Source organism: Vibrio crassostreae (assembly GCF_024347415.1).
GTDB lineage: Bacteria > Pseudomonadota > Gammaproteobacteria > Enterobacterales > Vibrionaceae > Vibrio > Vibrio crassostreae.
In genome coordinates this window covers 741944-757393 of the sequence record NZ_AP025477.1, presented here as the reverse complement: position 1 = coordinate 757393, position 15450 = coordinate 741944, and the positions used below count along the sequence as shown (strand labels likewise).

At 44.4% G+C, this 15450-nt stretch carries 20 protein-coding genes; 17 read left to right on the top strand and 3 right to left on the bottom strand.

What is annotated here, in order from left to right:
• The first annotated feature begins 151 nt into the window (after positions 1-151).
• Genes OC193_RS19120 through OC193_RS19095 form a run of 6 tightly spaced genes read left to right on the top strand, consistent with a single transcriptional unit; the run spans position 152 to position 5071 of the window.
• On the top strand, positions 152-919 hold the full coding sequence (locus tag OC193_RS19120; RefSeq protein WP_048660114.1) for a DUF3450 domain-containing protein: 768 nt from the start codon (positions 152-154) through the stop codon (positions 917-919).
• Positions 919-2295, top strand: a complete 1377-nt coding sequence (locus OC193_RS19115) for a MotA/TolQ/ExbB proton channel family protein (RefSeq protein ID WP_048662834.1) — start codon at positions 919-921, stop codon at positions 2293-2295. Before OC193_RS19120 ends, OC193_RS19115 begins: the two co-directional genes overlap by 1 nt.
• The gene (locus tag OC193_RS19110) at positions 2295-2855 is read left to right on the top strand and encodes a MotA/TolQ/ExbB proton channel family protein (RefSeq protein ID WP_010429842.1); all 561 of its coding nucleotides are present in this window, start codon (positions 2295-2297) and stop codon (positions 2853-2855) included. Before OC193_RS19115 ends, OC193_RS19110 begins: the two co-directional genes overlap by 1 nt.
• Positions 2852-3256, top strand: a complete 405-nt coding sequence (locus tag OC193_RS19105) for an ExbD/TolR family protein (RefSeq protein WP_004731145.1) — start codon at positions 2852-2854, stop codon at positions 3254-3256. The genes OC193_RS19110 and OC193_RS19105 overlap by 4 nt, the downstream gene beginning before the upstream one ends.
• 19 nt (positions 3257-3275) lie before the next feature.
• On the top strand, positions 3276-3896 hold the full coding sequence (locus OC193_RS19100; RefSeq protein WP_017067523.1) for an energy transducer TonB: 621 nt from the start codon (positions 3276-3278) through the stop codon (positions 3894-3896).
• Entirely contained in the window at positions 3893-5071 is a 1179-nt protein-coding gene (locus OC193_RS19095; RefSeq protein WP_048662832.1) for a tetratricopeptide repeat protein, read from the top strand. The genes OC193_RS19100 and OC193_RS19095 overlap by 4 nt, the downstream gene beginning before the upstream one ends.
• 124 nt (positions 5072-5195) lie before the next feature.
• Here the strand turns inward: OC193_RS19095 and OC193_RS19090 are convergent, their stop codons facing one another.
• Positions 5196-5516 (bottom strand): hypothetical protein, encoded by a 321-nt coding sequence (locus OC193_RS19090; protein ID WP_048662831.1) that lies wholly within the window; start codon positions 5514-5516, stop codon positions 5196-5198.
• A gap of 344 nt (positions 5517-5860) precedes the next feature.
• On the opposite strand from OC193_RS19090, the gene OC193_RS19085 reads away from it, so the two are divergent.
• From OC193_RS19085 to OC193_RS19045, 9 genes are all read left to right on the top strand, one after another.
• Positions 5861-6490: a PepSY-associated TM helix domain-containing protein gene (locus OC193_RS19085; RefSeq protein ID WP_048660119.1), complete on the top strand. Its 630-nt coding sequence runs from the start codon at positions 5861-5863 to the stop codon at positions 6488-6490.
• A 71-nt stretch (positions 6491-6561) separates the two neighbouring features.
• On the top strand, positions 6562-7080 hold the full coding sequence (locus OC193_RS19080) for a DUF2271 domain-containing protein (RefSeq protein WP_048662830.1): 519 nt from the start codon (positions 6562-6564) through the stop codon (positions 7078-7080).
• A gap of 120 nt (positions 7081-7200) precedes the next feature.
• Positions 7201-8037: a DUF4198 domain-containing protein gene (locus OC193_RS19075; protein WP_048662829.1), complete on the top strand. Its 837-nt coding sequence runs from the start codon at positions 7201-7203 to the stop codon at positions 8035-8037.
• Between the two features lie 115 nt (positions 8038-8152).
• Positions 8153-8488 (top strand): hypothetical protein, encoded by a 336-nt coding sequence (locus OC193_RS19070; RefSeq protein WP_048662828.1) that lies wholly within the window; start codon positions 8153-8155, stop codon positions 8486-8488.
• On the top strand, positions 8485-9081 hold the full coding sequence (locus OC193_RS19065) for a DUF6162 family protein (RefSeq protein WP_048662827.1): 597 nt from the start codon (positions 8485-8487) through the stop codon (positions 9079-9081). The genes OC193_RS19070 and OC193_RS19065 overlap by 4 nt, the downstream gene beginning before the upstream one ends.
• A 16-nt stretch (positions 9082-9097) precedes the next feature.
• Positions 9098-10033 carry a metal ABC transporter solute-binding protein, Zn/Mn family gene (locus tag OC193_RS19060; RefSeq protein ID WP_048662826.1) on the top strand — a complete coding sequence of 312 codons (936 nt, stop codon included), beginning with the start codon at positions 9098-9100 and terminating at the stop codon, positions 10031-10033.
• On the top strand, positions 10033-10767 hold the full coding sequence (locus OC193_RS19055; protein WP_048662825.1) for a metal ABC transporter ATP-binding protein: 735 nt from the start codon (positions 10033-10035) through the stop codon (positions 10765-10767). Before OC193_RS19060 ends, OC193_RS19055 begins: the two co-directional genes overlap by 1 nt.
• On the top strand, positions 10767-11642 hold the full coding sequence (locus tag OC193_RS19050; RefSeq protein ID WP_048662824.1) for a metal ABC transporter permease: 876 nt from the start codon (positions 10767-10769) through the stop codon (positions 11640-11642). Before OC193_RS19055 ends, OC193_RS19050 begins: the two co-directional genes overlap by 1 nt.
• Before the next feature lie 2 nt (positions 11643-11644).
• Positions 11645-12568 (top strand): ABC transporter substrate-binding protein, encoded by a 924-nt coding sequence (locus OC193_RS19045; RefSeq protein ID WP_048662823.1) that lies wholly within the window; start codon positions 11645-11647, stop codon positions 12566-12568.
• A 113-nt stretch (positions 12569-12681) separates the two neighbouring features.
• Here OC193_RS19045 and OC193_RS19040 read toward each other — a convergent pair whose 3' ends face one another.
• Positions 12682-12891, bottom strand: a complete 210-nt coding sequence (locus OC193_RS19040; protein WP_048662822.1) for a DUF2986 domain-containing protein — start codon at positions 12889-12891, stop codon at positions 12682-12684.
• A gap of 97 nt (positions 12892-12988) precedes the next feature.
• Between OC193_RS19040 and OC193_RS19035 the strand changes: the two genes are divergently transcribed.
• Positions 12989-13504, top strand: a complete 516-nt coding sequence (locus OC193_RS19035) for a GNAT family N-acetyltransferase (RefSeq protein ID WP_048660129.1) — start codon at positions 12989-12991, stop codon at positions 13502-13504.
• A 3-nt stretch (positions 13505-13507) separates the two neighbouring features.
• Positions 13508-13903: a nitrous oxide-stimulated promoter family protein gene (locus OC193_RS19030; protein ID WP_017060975.1), complete on the top strand. Its 396-nt coding sequence runs from the start codon at positions 13508-13510 to the stop codon at positions 13901-13903.
• 109 nt (positions 13904-14012) lie between these two features.
• Here the strand turns inward: OC193_RS19030 and OC193_RS19025 are convergent, their stop codons facing one another.
• Complete coding sequence (locus tag OC193_RS19025; RefSeq protein WP_048662821.1) at positions 14013-15410, bottom strand: MATE family efflux transporter; 1398 nt, start codon at positions 15408-15410, stop codon at positions 14013-14015.
• Positions 15411-15450: the final 40 nt, after the last annotated feature.

Genomic DNA, 15450 nt, shown 5'->3' with positions numbered 1-15450 from the left:
AAATATTAAGGGGAAGGTTTCGACTTTCCCCTTTCGTGATTCCGCTATTTAATAAAAATATCCCTAGTAATGCGAGTGACTTTTAATGATAATGAGACTGCTTATCAATAAAATTCATTTGACCTTCTTCTTATAGTAAATGACTACAATTATGAATCTTTTAAAAACTAGCCTAGCGCTTGCCATCAGTTTGGTTGCAACGTCTTCGATGGCAAACAGCTTGGATCAAGCTCAATCAATTCAAAATAAGACCAATAACGCGTCGGCCTCAAGCCAAAAGGTTATTGATAAAAGCTCGCAAGCGACTTTAATGCTGCAAGCTGAGATTGAGCGTCTGCAAGAAGAAGTGAAAAATCTAGAAATCTATCACGATCACCTTGCTGCATTGGTTGAAAGCCAGAATCGAGAAGCTCAGAGCATTGAAGGGCAGATCGACGAAATCAAATACACACGTCAAGGTGTTGTGCCTCTGATGTATCAGATGATTGATGGTCTTCAACAGTTAGTTGATAACGATGTGCCAATCAAGAAAGAACAGCGTTTAGAAAGAGTTGAAAAGCTGCAAGCAATGATGACTCGTGCTGATGTGAGTGATGCAGAAAAGTATCGTCGTATTCTAGAAGCTTACCAAATCGAGATGGACTACGGAATCAAGCTAGGTGCTTATCAAGGTCGAGTAGCATTGAACAGCGACAGGACGATTGAGGCTGATGTATTGCATTTAGGTCGTATCTCATTAGTTGCTCGTAATCTAAACGGCAGCCAATACTGGTCTTGGAATCAAACACAAAACCAATGGCAAGAGTTAGATTCCTCGATGAAATCTGAGTTAGATAAAGCTTACGACATTGCTAGCCAACAAGCTGCACCAAGCCTAATTACTTTACCTGTTTCTCTAACTGTTGCGGAGGTTAAGTAATGAACTTAAAGCCATTAGCAGCATTGCTTTGCATCACGTCTATTTCCTTTTCTGCTTTATCTGCTTCTGATTCAACGGCTCAGTTGGTTAACAAAGCGAAGTCAGAAAATCGTACTCAAGCTTCTCACAATGTGGTTCGTGAAGCCGATTTTAAAAAGATTGAACAAGAGCTGAAAGCGATTAAAGCACAGCTTGAAGCGAAACGTACCTCTATTCAAGGCGCGACAGATGTTCTGACTCAAACATTCAGTGATAACGAAAACAAGCTTGCTCGCTTAGAAGAGAAGTTACGTTTAGAAACCGGTAGCTTAGGCGAGTTGTTCGGTGTCGTTCGTCAAAACGCAAAAGAACTAGGCGCAGAGCTTAGCTCAACAGTAAATAGCGTTGATCGCGCTGAGCACACAGCGACCGTTGACCAAATTATCGATGCTAAATCCCTGCCATCAATGCCACAACTTTCTGGTTTGTGGATGAGCATGGTTGAGCAGATTCAAGCGAGCTCTGAGCTTAGCAAGTCTCAAATTGCATTCATTAATGGTGAAGGTAATACACAAACTGTTGATGCGTATCGTTTAGGTTCGATTGGTCTTGTGACGGATCAAGGTTATGTTAGCTGGAACACTCAGCGTGAAGATGCGATTGCGTATCTGAAACAGCCATCGAATGGTCCAACATTGGCATCGCTTTCTACATTAGCAAATGGCGACGTGTCTAACGTGGTTGTCGATCCTTCTCGTGGGTTCATGTTAGAGCAACTAGCGCTAACGCCAAGCCTAACTGATCGCCTTCAAGCGGGTGGTGTTGTTGGTAAAGTGATTCTTGGCTTACTTGCAATCGGCTTAATCATCGCATTGGTTCGTGGTATTTCTTTGGCTATCGCTCATCAGAAAATTCGCGCTCAACTTAAGAACCCTGAACAAGCAGGTGATAACCCTCTAGGCCGTGTTCTTGCAGTTTACAACAAAGAGCAAAATCAAACCGTTGAAGCGCTAGAGCTACGACTTTTAGAAGCGGTAGTGGATGAGCAGACTCACCTAGAGAAAGGCCTATCTATGCTTAAGCTATTGGCGGCACTTGCTCCAATGTTAGGTCTTCTAGGTACTGTAACCGGCATGATCGAAACATTCCAAGTGATCACACAGTTTGGTAATGGCGACCCTAAAGTAATGGCGGGCGGTATTTCGATGGCGCTTGTAACGACGGTACTTGGTCTGGTTGCGGCAATGCCTCTTCTACTGGCACACAACATTCTTAGCACTCAGGCTGAAAACATTCGCAATATTCTTGAGAAACAAGGTATTGGTCTTGTAGCTGAGCAGGCAGAAAAAACGGTTGAGTCAAAAGCTGTCGTTTCACCAGTTGGGACTGCTGCATAATGGATATTTTGTCGGGTTCTCTATTACCAGCGAGTTGGTTAACGAGTGACTGGCTGCTGTCTTTATCAAGCTTTATGGAGCAGGGCGGTTTCGTTCTGTGGTGGCTAGCGGCTGTCGTCCTAGTGTATTGGGTGCTTGTGGTAGAACGTGTGCTTTATCTTGCGTTCTACTTTCCTAAGCAACGCCAAGCTTGGATAGCGAAATGGCATGAAAGAGAAGATCACTCTTCTTGGCATGCCAAAGCCATTCGCGAAGGTTGGTTAGGGCAAGCGAGTATCTTACTTAACCAAAACTTGAACTTTATTAAGCTGTTAGTCGCTATTTGTCCGATGTTGGGCTTGTTAGGTACAGTCACCGGTATGATCTCTGTTTTTGATGTCATGGCGACTCAAGGAAGCAGTGACCCTAAATTGATGGCTTCAGGTATCTCGTTGGCAACACTGCCAACCATGGCGGGTATGGTTGCTGCATTAGCGGGCATGTTTGTTCATGCTCGTTTAGCTAAAGTGTGTAACCGCTTAGAATTGAAATTAGAAAAATCTTTAAGGAGTCAACGATGAGACTCGGTCGACGTCATTCAAAAAACGAAGAGGCTCAAATAGACCTTACTTCGATGCTTGATATTGTATTTATCATGCTTATTTTCTTTATTGTGACCAGTTCATTTGTTCGTGAATCAGGGGTTGAAGTCAATCGCCCACAAGCTTCTAACGTAGTAAGCCAAAAGGATGCGGGCATCTTTGTTGCGATTACTTCTGCTAACGACATCTTTATCGACAAACGTGTCGTAGATGTTGAACGTGTCCAAGCAACGTTAGAACACTTGTTGCTAGAACAACCTGATGCTTCTTTGGTTATTCAAGCGGATGAACACGCTTACAACGGTACGGTTGTTAAAGTGATGGACGCGGCTAAAGGTGCGGGTGTTAAAAACATTGCGCTTGCTGCTGAAAAGCGATGATCTTGGAGGATCTTCATAAATGATTCGCCTATTTCTTGCTTTACCGCTGGCGGGTGCATTGGGCCTAGCTCTATTTTCTTTCATGGCTTGGATGGTCGATAATGGCCACCAACGTTCACCAGATGATAGCGAGACGTTAAGTTTCAACATGGTGATGGTTGAACAAGAACAAGAAGTTCAAAGAAGACAACGTGCCGTCCCTGAGAAACCAGAAATGCCAGAGCCGCCACCGGAAGCGCAAACGTCTCAGTCACAAGCTGAAGTCACGCCTCTGAATTCGATGTCTTCACTGCCGTCATTGGATTTGAATACATCGATTGACGGCCTAGCGATTAACGCACCGACATTTTCTGATTTTGGGTCAAACCAACAGGCAATGCCTCTGTATCGAGTAGAACCTCGTTATCCGCCGAAAGCGCTGAAGCGCGGCGCTGAAGGCCATGTCATTATGTCTTTTACCATCGACGAAACGGGACGCCCAATTGACATTCAAGTCACTGACGCAAACCCACGTCGTATGTTTGAACGTGAAGCGATGAGAGCACTTAAAAAATGGAAATATCAACCAAAAGTTGTCGATGGAAAAGCGATAGCTCAGGTTGGTCAAACCGTGAAACTAGAGTTTAAGTTGGCAAAATGATGAAACAGATATGGATATTAGTGGGCTTGTTGTTAATGCCCCTTACAACACAGGCGCAAGAGCTGACCCAATATACTGCTATTCGTGTTCAAAAGGCGCATAAGCTTGCTCAAGATGAACAGGTTAAACAGGCGATTGACGTACTTGCAGGATTGGAGCTTTCGAAAGGCTACGACAAAGCGTACGTAGCTCGCATGCTTGGTGTGTTTTACTGGCAAGATGGTAAAACCGACACGGCAATTAAGCAGCTTACTTATGCGGTCGACAGTAATTTACTGGTGGATGAACAGGCTTGGGTAACGAAACGCATGCTTGCTGATCTATTACTAAACGATCAGCAGTTTAAAAAAGCGCTTCCGCACTATTACGAGTTAGTAAAAACTGCGCCAGAAAAGGAAAAGAAAGACACACTTTGGATGCGAATTGCACAAGCTGAATATCAAATTGAAAACTGGTCAAAAGTACTGGTGGCCATTGGTAATCGCGACAAGTTCAATTCAAAACAAGAGCTATCACCTTTATCGCTAAAATTGGGTGCTCAGCTACAGTTAAAGCAGTGGAAACAGTCTATTCCGACACTGGAAAGCCTCATTGAACTTCAACCAGAGAAAGATAACTGGTGGCGTCAACTTGTTGGTATTCAGCTAAGATTAGAACGTAATCGTGATGCATTGAACACGCTAGCGTTGGCTGATCTACAAGGTGTTGAGTTGAAAAACTCAGACCGTAGATTACTGGCTCAGCTTTATGCTAAACGAGGCATTCCAGAGAGAGCAGCACAAGAGATCGCTAAGTTAGATGATGCGAACAACGATGTTCAACTTCTGGCTGAACAAGCAACCTACTGGCAGCTAGCGAAAGAGTGGGACAATGCGATTGAAGTGTGGACGTTAGCGTCTAAAAAAGACACTCAGTATCATTGGAATGTGGCTCAGCTATTGGTTCAGCAAGGTTACTACGACCGAGCTCTGGTTGTTTTAGATAAAGTGAAAGACAAGAACAAGCAAGCCGATGTCGCTTTAGCGAAAGTACGTTCATGGTACAAGCTAAAGAATCTTGATAATGCTCTCGCTCAAGCGAAACGTGCGAACAACATTGAACCTTCTTCTGAAGCAAAAGGTTGGATTAAATATCTGACTCAGTTAAGAACAGTGAGTGATAACGGCAATGTCTAATTGCTGTTAACACAACAGAAGACAAGAGAAAGTAACAAATAGAAAAGGGTGTCATTTGATGGTTCAAGTGACACCCTTTTTGATTTTTCAGTTAGAGCTTACCTAGTTTTACAGTTTGGTTTGACTAAGGATCGCACATTGTCCCACTAGGCGTTGCACTTTGAATCACACCGCTAGTGTCGACAACCCAATTAATGGTGCAGTCACGATAAGGGTTTTTAAAGGCATGCACTGTATAACCATTGTCTAACGGCTTCTCGGTTTCAATCCAAGCATAGTTTCGAGACGCCCAAAAACTGATAGGGCGTGACCGTTCGGTGAGATAACGTTCTTGTACATCGGTTATTTCTGAACCGATGTATTGTTGAATATGTTCTTCCGTGCTGATTATTTGGCTGGTACACGCCGTCGCTAGCGCAGCAAAAGCCAAAACAAAAATACGCATTTCAAATCCTTTTAAGCTTCATTAGCTATCATCAAACCAATGATCAAAATAGTCCCAACTTTCTATCCTTAAAGCCACAACTGTTACCTTAAACCCATCTCAATCAAGCGTGTTGAGATTGAGTTTTTTTGAGCTTTGACCCTGTTATCGATAACCTCTAATAGAACGAATCAAATCCCTCTAGTACACGTTAGCAAGAATATGCATACAGTTCGATTACTTCCCATGTAATGTTATGTAAATTTCCTTATGCCACTCGGCAAACGTAAACAATGTAAATTGAATGCCAATACGAATGATTATCAACTAAATTGTCGCCATAAAATTTATAGGTATTGGTTTGTATGTCGTTAAAAAGTAGGGCGGTTCAGTCATGGGCTCGTCGACTTCATGTTTATATTTCTATGGCGCTTCTGTTCGTGGTTCTTTTTTTCTCAGTGACAGGTATCACCCTGAACCGACCTGAGTTATTTGAATCAAGCCAACCCAATATTCAACGCTCTACTTTAGAGCTTCCTACGAGTTTGTTCACGATCCAAGACGGGCGATTAAAAGCCGACGAGACAGCCTTTGAAACGTTTCTGTTTGAAGAAGCCAATCTGTCTGGTGTTCCTTCAGGTTTGGACATCTATGCAGATATTGAAGGCGGTGAGTTGCTCATCGGTGAAGTGTCTATGGACTTCAAAGGACCAGGCTACAACGCTTCCGTTTTTGTTGACGTTACGTCTGAGTTTGTAGAAGTCGAAACCACTAATTACGGCGTTATCGCATTGTTGAACGATCTACATAAAGGTCGTAACAGCGGTGAAGTATGGAAATGGTTTATCGATATCACAGCGCTATTGATGATCTTCTTTGTGCTTACTGGCGTGTGCTTACTGTTACCTAAGAAAAAGACGCTTAATACTTCCATCAAATGGACGGTGTTTGGGTCTGCAATCTCACTTGTTATCTATTTTGTCGCCGTGCCTTAACGCTTGATTCGATTGATGAATCGGATTGAAGAACGAACTTAAGGTTAAACGGATTTTAAAGGTTGTTAAAAATGAAAAAAATGAACTGGAGCAAGGCGCTTCTTGCTTTATCTCTTTTGCCAAGCCTAGGTATGGCACAAGCGATTCCTGATACGGCAAAACTGGATGTCAGCTTTGAGCTTCCAAAGATTGATACCTCTATGTATGCACGCCCTTATGTGGCGGTGTGGGTAGAGAATAGCGAACGAAAGTCAGTGAAAACTATCGAGCTTTGGGTCGGTAAAGACGAATGGCTTAAGGATCTGCGTAGCTGGTGGAGAAAGGTTGGCCGTTACGATCGTGAATTGGTTGATGCGGTGACGTCTGCAACACGTCCTGCTGGTCAGTACCGTTTCGTTTGGGATGGCAAGAGCGACAGCGGTGAAACGTTAGAACAAGGCGAGTACACGGTTCATATCGAAGTAGTTCGCGAACACGGTGGCCGTAACTACCTTCGTCAAAAAGTATCACTCACAGATTCAAACACATCTTACGAATTAAAAGCAACGGAAGAGACGGGTGAAATCACCCTGAACTACATCGCTAAATAGTAAGTGCGTACAGTAACTAGTAAGTACGAACTAAAACCAAGCTGAACAGAATAGACAGTGGTCATCGTAGGCTCAGATAGAGCGACACGGCTAACACAATTATAAATAATGGAATTGAACATGACGAAACAGACAAAAATCAAAGCGCTTGCTCTAGCGGGTGTGATGGCATTCGGCCTAGCAGCAACGACAACGGCACAAGCTCACCCACGTTGGATTTTGCCATCTCACTTTACAGTATCTAAAGAAGGTGGTGATTGGCTAACGTTCGACGTTACTGCGTCTCACGGTACGTTTGTTTTTGATAAGCCTGCTGGCAGCGAAAATGCGCATGTCATCATGCCTGATGGTCGCAGCGAGCGTCCTAACTTTGTTATTCGTGGCAAGCGTCGTTCAATCTTCGACTTCTATTTTGAAGAAGAAGGTACACACAAAGTGGCGATCAACAACCAGCCGTCTTACTACACGCAATACAAAGCGGGTCGCCGTGACACGGTGAAGTGGATTAAAGCAAATAAAGCCGAGCGTGACTCTGTGCTTCCTGAAAAATCACGTGACGTGGTAACACAAATCAGTTTTACTCGTGCAGAAAGCTACATCACGGTAGGTAAGCCAACGGATTCAGTGTTCAAAATTGAAGGCAAGCTTCTTGAAATGAAGCCTGTGACACACCCTTCAGATATCGTTGAAGGCGAACCAGTGACATTCCAGTTCTTCTACAACGGTGAAATCCAGAAAGACGTGAAAGCGGAGATTACTCGTGATGGGACGCTGTACCGCAACCACCAAGAGCAGATTGATGTGGTGAGTGATCAGAACGGTGAAATCACGTTTACTCCAGACGTAGCGGGTCGTTACGTAATGAAAGCGAACTACAAAGGTGAGTTGATTGACAACCCACTGGCAGACAAAGCAAGCGCGAACGTTCACCTAACGTTCGAAGCACTGCTTCAATAGTCTGTGATATCGGGGCTAGATCCCTGATTCAAAACCAAAAAACTTAAGGGCTCATTTGAGCCCTTTATCGCTCAGTTTACTTCTGAGAATTTGCACTGTGGCTAGAGTACAAACCATGACAATAAAAACAAAACTTAACGCTTTAATGACTCCTTGCTTAGTACTGGGACTTGGTTTCGCTGCATTACCTGCGCAAGCACACTTTCCGCTGATGAGCTGCTGGTTTGAAGGCAAGACTGTTGCTTGTGAAGCGGGTTATTCGGATGGCAGCAAAGCGATTGATTACGCAGTTGAGATGTACGATTACGAAGACAACTTGATTGCAAAAGAGATGACAGATAAACGTTCTATCGTTGAATTCCCACATCCAGACACTGAGTTCTACCTTGTGTTCGATTCAGGTCATGAGTTTCCAGTTGAAGTTGATGTTGTAGAGATCAGCGAAAAATGATGATTCAAAGCGTACGTGCTGATACGGGCGGCAGAGAGGGCAAATGGGTAGGGCTGATCATTGTGTTCATCCTTTGTTTTGCAACTGTCGCGATCCCATTTCATCAGGCGGAATCCCACGTTAAACCAGTGCTTGATCATCAAATTCTTGTGACTGATGTTGAACAAGAAAACTTGGCGATGCTATCAGAGCTGCGTTTAGCGCATGAAGAAATTCGTGACCTGCACATGGACTCAGATGGAGAATGGCCGAGTGTTGCGTCACTCAAAGATGAATGGGTTGCCCCGTTTGTAGAAGATCAGAGTTGGAAGCGCAAAGGTTCTCATGCTTGGGTATTGGACGAGCGTGGTTACTATTTCTCTGCTCCAAGTGAATCTGCGACACCAAGTGAACAAGCTACGCCAACCGATCATGGTTCTGAGGATTCCTTTATTTTAAACGCGAACAGCGTTTCTCCTGAAATCTGGATCTTCTTGGATGGCGTAGCGAAACAGCCAGCTACTTTTGACCAACACACGCTTGAGTCTACTGGTTGGAAAATGGTCGTGAACGAATCAGAAATTGAACAGCATCATGAAAGCGATGCTCACTAATAATAAGAGAATTACTATGCGAATTATGACTCTGTTCATGCCGTTATTAGCGGTGTTCATGGCACCCAGTGCATTGGCAAAAGAATATAATATCGACAGCAACAAGCTGACGATTGGTATCACGCTTCAGCCTTACTACAGCTACGTAAAAGCAGTAGTAGGAGACAAAGTGAACATTCTTCCTTTGGTTGACGCAGGTTTCAATCCACATAACTACTTACCACAACCCAATGATTTAAAGCGATTGAGCCAGATGGATGCAATCGTAGTAAACGGTATTGGCCACGATGACTTCGCGCTTAAAGTGATTTCAGCAGCGCAACGTGATGACTTAGTCGTGATCGAAGCAAATAAAGAAGTTCCTCTACTTCCTGCTCTTGGTCAGTCTGTTGGTCAAGGTGCTGTTAACCCGCATACCTTTGTTGGGCTTTCGACAACGATTCAAAAGGTTTACACCATCGCCAGCGAAGTCTCTAAGCTTGACCCAGACAATGCTACGTTTTATCGCAAGAACGCGCGTAAATACGCCAAGCAATTTCGCTTTATGAAGCGTGATGCGATGTTGTCACTAGGTGAGCTAGACACATCAGGCATGAAAGTAGCGACTACGCACAATGCTTACGGTTATATCCTTCAAGAGTTTGGTGTAGATGTTGCGGCGGTGATTGAGCCTGCACACGGTGTTGAACCAAGTGCTAGCCAACTGCAAGAGACGATCGAGAAGATCCGCGCATCGGGTATTGATGTTCTGTTCTATGAGCTCAACATGCCAAACCTTTTTGTTGACACCATTGAAGCGGAAACGGGCGTTCAGCTTTACCGTTTCTCTCACATGACGCACGGCGAATATGAAGACGACAAAGTCGCAGTTGAAATGAAGAAGAACCTAGAAACGTTAATCGAAGCAATGAAATTTGCGGCGGCGAACCAAGCTAAAAGCGGGAACGTATAATGCTAGGTCCATCAATCTTAATCAATAAACTGGGTCTACAGTACGATAATAATGTGATTCTTGAAGATATCTCGCTAGAACTTAAAGCGGGCGAGTGTCATGTGATCATGGGACCAAACGGTGGCGGCAAGACTTCTTTGCTGAGATCAGTACTTGGACTGACGCCTTTCTCTGGAGCGATCAACATTCATTGGCCAGAAAAGCCAAGTATTGGTTACGTGCCTCAAAAAGCGACATTCGAGTCGAGCTTACCGTTGACGGTCATGGACTTTGTTCTGCTAAATCAAACGCGAATCCCTCTATTTTGGCGTCGTAAATCTAAGCAACTGGATCTTGCACTCGCACAGTTAGATCGCGTTGGTATGGCGACACGTAGCGACCGTCGTATGGGACAGTTGTCGGGTGGTGAGCAGCAACGTGTTTTGTTTGCTCAAGCGTTATTGGATAACCCAAGCTTACTGGTATTGGATGAACCTACGACCGGTATGGACGAGCAGGGCGTTCGTTATCTGGAATCGCTAATTCGTGAATGTGTGAATGAAGGTCGAACGATTCTAGCGGTGCACCACGATGTAACGGCAGTTCGTCGACTTGAAGCGAACGTACATGTCGTTAACCGATTCTTAGTAGATAGTGGCCCGCATGAAGAAGTTTTACACCCAAGCAAAATTGAGAGCTTGTTTCAGCATTACAGTAGTGGTTCTGCCATGACCAAATCGAAGGAGGTTGCGTAATGGATTGGTTACGACAACTTGCCATTAGTGGTGTTGAAGCGGGTTTGTTATCAGACAGCTTCATGTATGCCTTCATGGTAAACGCTTTGGTTGCAGCGTTACTACTTGGTCCTCTATTAGGTGGTCTTGGCACTTTGGTGATTGCCAAGCGTCTGGCTTTCTTCTCTGAGGCAGTAGGCCACGCAGCATTAACCGGTATCGCTATTGGTGTTTTACTTGGCGAACCACCAGAAAACCCAATCATTGGTTTGTTTAGCTTCTGTATGATCTTCGCTTTGCTTCTTCACTTCGTGAGAAATAGAACCAATGTGCCATACGACACCTTAGTCGGCGTTTTCCTTGCACTTGCGTTAGCGGTTGGCGCGGCATTGCTGATGTACGTGGCACGTAAGATCAATATCCACATGCTTGAAAACGTACTGTTTGGCTCGATTCTTACCGTAACAGACCAAGACTTAGCGATTCTTGCAAGCAGTTGCGCGATCATCATTTTGCTCTTGATACCGACCTTCAACCGTATTCTCCTGACTTGTATCAGCCCTGATATTGCCAAGGTGCGCGGTTACAATACCAGCTTTTACGATTACTTGTTTGTCATGATGATCACCTTAGTAACGATTGCGGCCGTAAAGATCGTAGGTGCGGTTTTAGTGGGTGCGTTGTTGCTGATTCCAGGTGCGACCGCTCGATTGCTAACCAAACGTATGGGGAGTTTTGTACTGCTGTCGGCGTTGCTCGCAATCATCGCGTGTTTGGTTGGAACTGTGTTGCCTATGGAGCTAAAACTGCCAGTGCCATCGGGCGCGTCAATCATCATCGTTTCTGCGACGTTTTTCCTAGCAGCAACGCTATACCGAATCGTAAGAAAGGCGTAATCATGACTTGTTTAATGAATCGTATCGCTAGCTCAGTAAAAGCAACGGCTCAAGTGAGTGTACTTGGTAGTGTATTAATGGCTGGTTCTGTGCTGTCACTGAATGTGAATGCAGAAGATATCCTAACCAGTACACCTGTGACTTATGCATTGGCGACAGAGCTAACTAAAGGCACAGACATTACGACCGAATACCTGCCCCCCAAGCGCTACGGTATTGACCGTCTGCCGAATTGGTTTGGTACCAAGGGTGCGAATAAAGTGCTTCAATCCGGCGAAAAGGCGACCGTTGCGGTAACACTGTCATCGATCTGGCAAGCGGATCCTACCTTTGTATACGCAAGACAAGGCAATATCCGTTTAGTGGAAGTAGATGCGGCTCAAGCAATTACACCGCGTGCACAAGGTGTTGCAGTCCTTACATTGTCGAATGGTGATGTGTCTAAATACGCGTGGTTAAACCCGACCAACTTAACGCGTATGGCGGCGATTGTGGCTGACGACTTTAAGTTGTTGTGGCCCGCGCAAGCTGGAACGATTGATAGTAACTTACAACGTGTGATGTTGGATGTTCGTGAACTGATCAACAAGCAGCAAGCAGTATTACTGGATAACGACGTGGATTCAGTATTGCTGCTGTCAGAAAGCTTGGAAGATTTCGCCTCTGGCAGCCAATTGTTTGTTGAAGAGCGTATGTTCAAAGCCGAGCTTGAGTGGACAGACGAAGACAAAGCCAAGCTTAAAGAGATGTTCTCAGAAGACGATGCTCTATGGTTAGTCACAGCGAAAAAGCCAAATAACTTGATTAAATCATTGGTACCGAATGAGCGTATTTTAGTGGTGGATTCTGTTGATCGTTGGGGTAGAGCTGGGATTAATGGAAAAGCGCCGTTTGCCCGTTGGGAAGTGCAGCCATTCAAAGGCTAATCAGCGCGATTAAAATGGTAGGATCAAAAAAGCAGCCCAAATAAAGGCTGCTTTTTTGTTCTTATCCATTGACTCAGTACGGAGATTTGGACAAGAGGACTGCGAGTTTTAACTTACTCTGCAGCTTTTGTCTCTTCAGCTTCGACAGTCGCTTCTACTGAACCTTCAGCGTGCTCTTGAGCCGCTTTAGCTTGTTCTTCAGCTTCCATTTTTGCGCGGTCAGCTTTAGAAATGTAGCGAGGCTTGTTGCTACTATGCAGTTTAGAATTCGCCTGTTTCTGCTTCTTTTTTAGAATTTGATTGATTTTTTTCTTACGGTTCATTGCTGCATAGCCTTGTATTTAGTTTAGGCGGTGGAGGATAATCATTTTAGCTCTAGAACTCAATATTTACATGGTATTCAGCAAGGAAAATATCACTATGCAGGCCGTCGAGACCGAACGTTTACGATTAAGAATGATCACGCCTCAAGATGCGGCGTTTATTCAGCGATTATACAGCTCAGAAGATTTCCTGCGTTACATTGGTGATAAGGAAATCAGCGACACTGACAAGGCTGTCGAATACATCGAAAACAACATTCTTAAGATGCACGAAGAGAAGGGAGTCTGTTTGTTGATGGTTGAAATCAAGGATTGTTCAACACCAATTGGTATCTGCGGACTAATAAAAAGAGACACCTTAGAGTCGCATGATATTGGCTACGGGTTTGTTCCTGAGTTTTATGGTCAAGGCTTTGCCCAAGAAGCAGCGGAGGCGATAATTGAACAAGCTAAGCAGAATGCTGATATCGATCATTTAGTTGCCATCACAACCTCTGATAACATTCGAAGTATCGCACTACTGACTAAATTAGGCTTTGTGTTTGAGCGAGTTGAAGATGTGATAAGCGAAAGTGTTAATCTCAACCTGTACGGTTTCTCATTAGGTAATTAAAACATGTTCCAACATAACAATATTCTACAAGGCGAGCTCGCAACGGAGTACAAAACCGTTATTGCGATGGTGCACATCTATTGCAAAGATCACCACGGTGAAGTTCGTCAGAATAATGCGTTATGTGAGGAGTGTGAGCAACTGCTGCGTTATGCCGAAACACGACTGGATAGATGTCCTTATGGCGAAGCAAAACCGACCTGTAATAAGTGTCCGATTCATTGCTATAAACCTGATCCGAAAGAGCAAATGCGTTTAGTGATGCGCTATGCCGGGCCAAGAATGCTACTTAAGCATCCTATTTTAGCGATTCGACATCTGATTCATGAGAAGCGGAAAGTGCCTGAAAAGCCGCTGCCGAACGTATCTAATCGTCATATCCGAATGAACAAGAAGTAAGTGGCGCTTGAAAGTAATTTCTAAAGAAACGAAAAAGGTCTGATTTCTCAGACCTTTTTTGATGTAGATACGATTTATCTAAGCTTGAATATAGCCAGGTAACTGTAACTTACGCCGCTTGTGGTTCTTCATAAGTAACCGTTAGGTTGTTGATCCAGCGTCGGCTCAAGTAACGGTGTGAACAGATAGCTAGTTTCACTACTTCTTCTACTAACATCAGACCATAGATGTATTTGAAGTCCCATCCAGCGATAAATGCGCCGTAAACACATACTGGAATGCCTACCAACCACATCGCGATGAAATCCATGCGAAGGCAGAACGCATTATCACCACCAGCACGAATAATACCGTTAATGATTACCATGTTGAGCATACGAATCACAACCGCAAAGCACATGATCATCATCGCTGGTGAAGCAAGCGGGTATAAAGCGTCTGTGGTCAGGTTTAGCCATGATAGAACATGCTCTTTACCCATAAACAGTAGCAAACCTACAACCGCACCAAAACCAACCACGGCTTTAATGAAGGTCAGACCCATACTCATGGCGTCATCAAATTCGTCACGACCTAGTGAGTGGCCAAGCAACACTGAACACGCAACCGAGATACCAAAGAATATCGAGTAACACAGCGACTCAAACGGCGCGAGCATTGAGAAGACTGCGAGTTCTGTTGTGCCCATGTGACCAAAGATCATTTGGTATGCCATGGTACCCATTGCCCATAAAACGGCATTCATAGTAAGTGGTAGCGCAATACGACGGTAAGACAACCAAAGCGACGGGCGATGTGGTGAACTCGGTGTCGTTAACAGCCAGTGGTTACGCATACGCATGTAGCCATACATCAAACCCACTTGAATCAAGCGCGCTAAAGTTGTTGCTAATGCCGCACCTGCAACACCCATCGCTGGAATACCGAAGGCACCTTTGATGAGCACGAAGTTAAGTGCGATGTTGAGGGCAATTGTCACCGCACCAAGCAATAATGGAGTTACGGTGTCACCTGATGAGCGCATGCTTGCTTCTACTACGACAACAATGTGAGTCAGAAGTAGAACAGGGAATCCATACCAAAGGTAAGTCGCGCCAAGCTTAATCACGGTTTGATCGCTGGTTTGCAACATCATTAAAAACTGAGAACCAAGAGTGATGATTGCAGTCACAGGCAATAGAACTTTTAGGCCAAACACCATCGCGATAGATGATACCGTTCGTGCGCTTTTTCGGTCATTCTTTCCCCAATATTGAGCGACTAATGTACCGTTTGCTGAAGCCAACCCTGCCATAATCATAATAGCAACGAAGTGCCATTTTGATGCAATTCCCACAGCCGCAGCTGCTTCCATACCATAGTCACTGACCATTAATACGTCAGCAAGGGCAAGAATAGCGACAAGCGCACTTTGTAAAGCAACAGGTAAACCAAGTTTAACGATACGAGGTAATATGCTCTCTGGCTTGTTATTCATAGATGAGTTAGGGTTGATGTTAGTTGTCATAAGCTCTCCGATTTATGGCAGAACTATAGTGATTTGAGCG

Bases quoted from the DNA above. Each gene is read 5' to 3' on its own strand.
- OC193_RS19085 (WP_048660119.1), top strand. From the start codon at position 5,861: ATGTCGTTAAAAAGTAGGGCGGTTCAGTCATGGGCTCGTCGACTTCAT.
- OC193_RS19025 (WP_048662821.1), bottom strand. From the start codon at position 15,410: ATGACAACTAACATCAACCCTAACTCATCTATGAATAACAAGCCAGAG.
- OC193_RS19105 (WP_004731145.1), top strand. From the start codon at position 2,852: ATGAGACTCGGTCGACGTCATTCAAAAAACGAAGAGGCTCAAATAGAC.
- OC193_RS19070 (WP_048662828.1), top strand. From the start codon at position 8,153: ATGACAATAAAAACAAAACTTAACGCTTTAATGACTCCTTGCTTAGTA.
- OC193_RS19115 (WP_048662834.1), top strand. From the start codon at position 919: ATGAACTTAAAGCCATTAGCAGCATTGCTTTGCATCACGTCTATTTCC.
- OC193_RS19075 (WP_048662829.1), top strand. From the start codon at position 7,201: ATGACGAAACAGACAAAAATCAAAGCGCTTGCTCTAGCGGGTGTGATG.
- OC193_RS19095 (WP_048662832.1), top strand. From the start codon at position 3,893: ATGATGAAACAGATATGGATATTAGTGGGCTTGTTGTTAATGCCCCTT.
- OC193_RS19110 (WP_010429842.1), top strand. From the start codon at position 2,295: ATGGATATTTTGTCGGGTTCTCTATTACCAGCGAGTTGGTTAACGAGT.
- OC193_RS19090 (WP_048662831.1), bottom strand. From the start codon at position 5,516: ATGCGTATTTTTGTTTTGGCTTTTGCTGCGCTAGCGACGGCGTGTACC.
- OC193_RS19065 (WP_048662827.1), top strand. From the start codon at position 8,485: ATGATGATTCAAAGCGTACGTGCTGATACGGGCGGCAGAGAGGGCAAA.
- OC193_RS19080 (WP_048662830.1), top strand. From the start codon at position 6,562: ATGAAAAAAATGAACTGGAGCAAGGCGCTTCTTGCTTTATCTCTTTTG.
- OC193_RS19100 (WP_017067523.1), top strand. From the start codon at position 3,276: ATGATTCGCCTATTTCTTGCTTTACCGCTGGCGGGTGCATTGGGCCTA.
- OC193_RS19120 (WP_048660114.1), top strand. From the start codon at position 152: ATGAATCTTTTAAAAACTAGCCTAGCGCTTGCCATCAGTTTGGTTGCA.
- OC193_RS19045 (WP_048662823.1), top strand. From the start codon at position 11,645: ATGACTTGTTTAATGAATCGTATCGCTAGCTCAGTAAAAGCAACGGCT.
- OC193_RS19040 (WP_048662822.1), bottom strand. From the start codon at position 12,891: ATGAACCGTAAGAAAAAAATCAATCAAATTCTAAAAAAGAAGCAGAAA.
- OC193_RS19035 (WP_048660129.1), top strand. From the start codon at position 12,989: ATGCAGGCCGTCGAGACCGAACGTTTACGATTAAGAATGATCACGCCT.
- OC193_RS19050 (WP_048662824.1), top strand. From the start codon at position 10,767: ATGGATTGGTTACGACAACTTGCCATTAGTGGTGTTGAAGCGGGTTTG.
- OC193_RS19055 (WP_048662825.1), top strand. From the start codon at position 10,033: ATGCTAGGTCCATCAATCTTAATCAATAAACTGGGTCTACAGTACGAT.
- OC193_RS19060 (WP_048662826.1), top strand. From the start codon at position 9,098: ATGCGAATTATGACTCTGTTCATGCCGTTATTAGCGGTGTTCATGGCA.
- OC193_RS19030 (WP_017060975.1), top strand. From the start codon at position 13,508: ATGTTCCAACATAACAATATTCTACAAGGCGAGCTCGCAACGGAGTAC.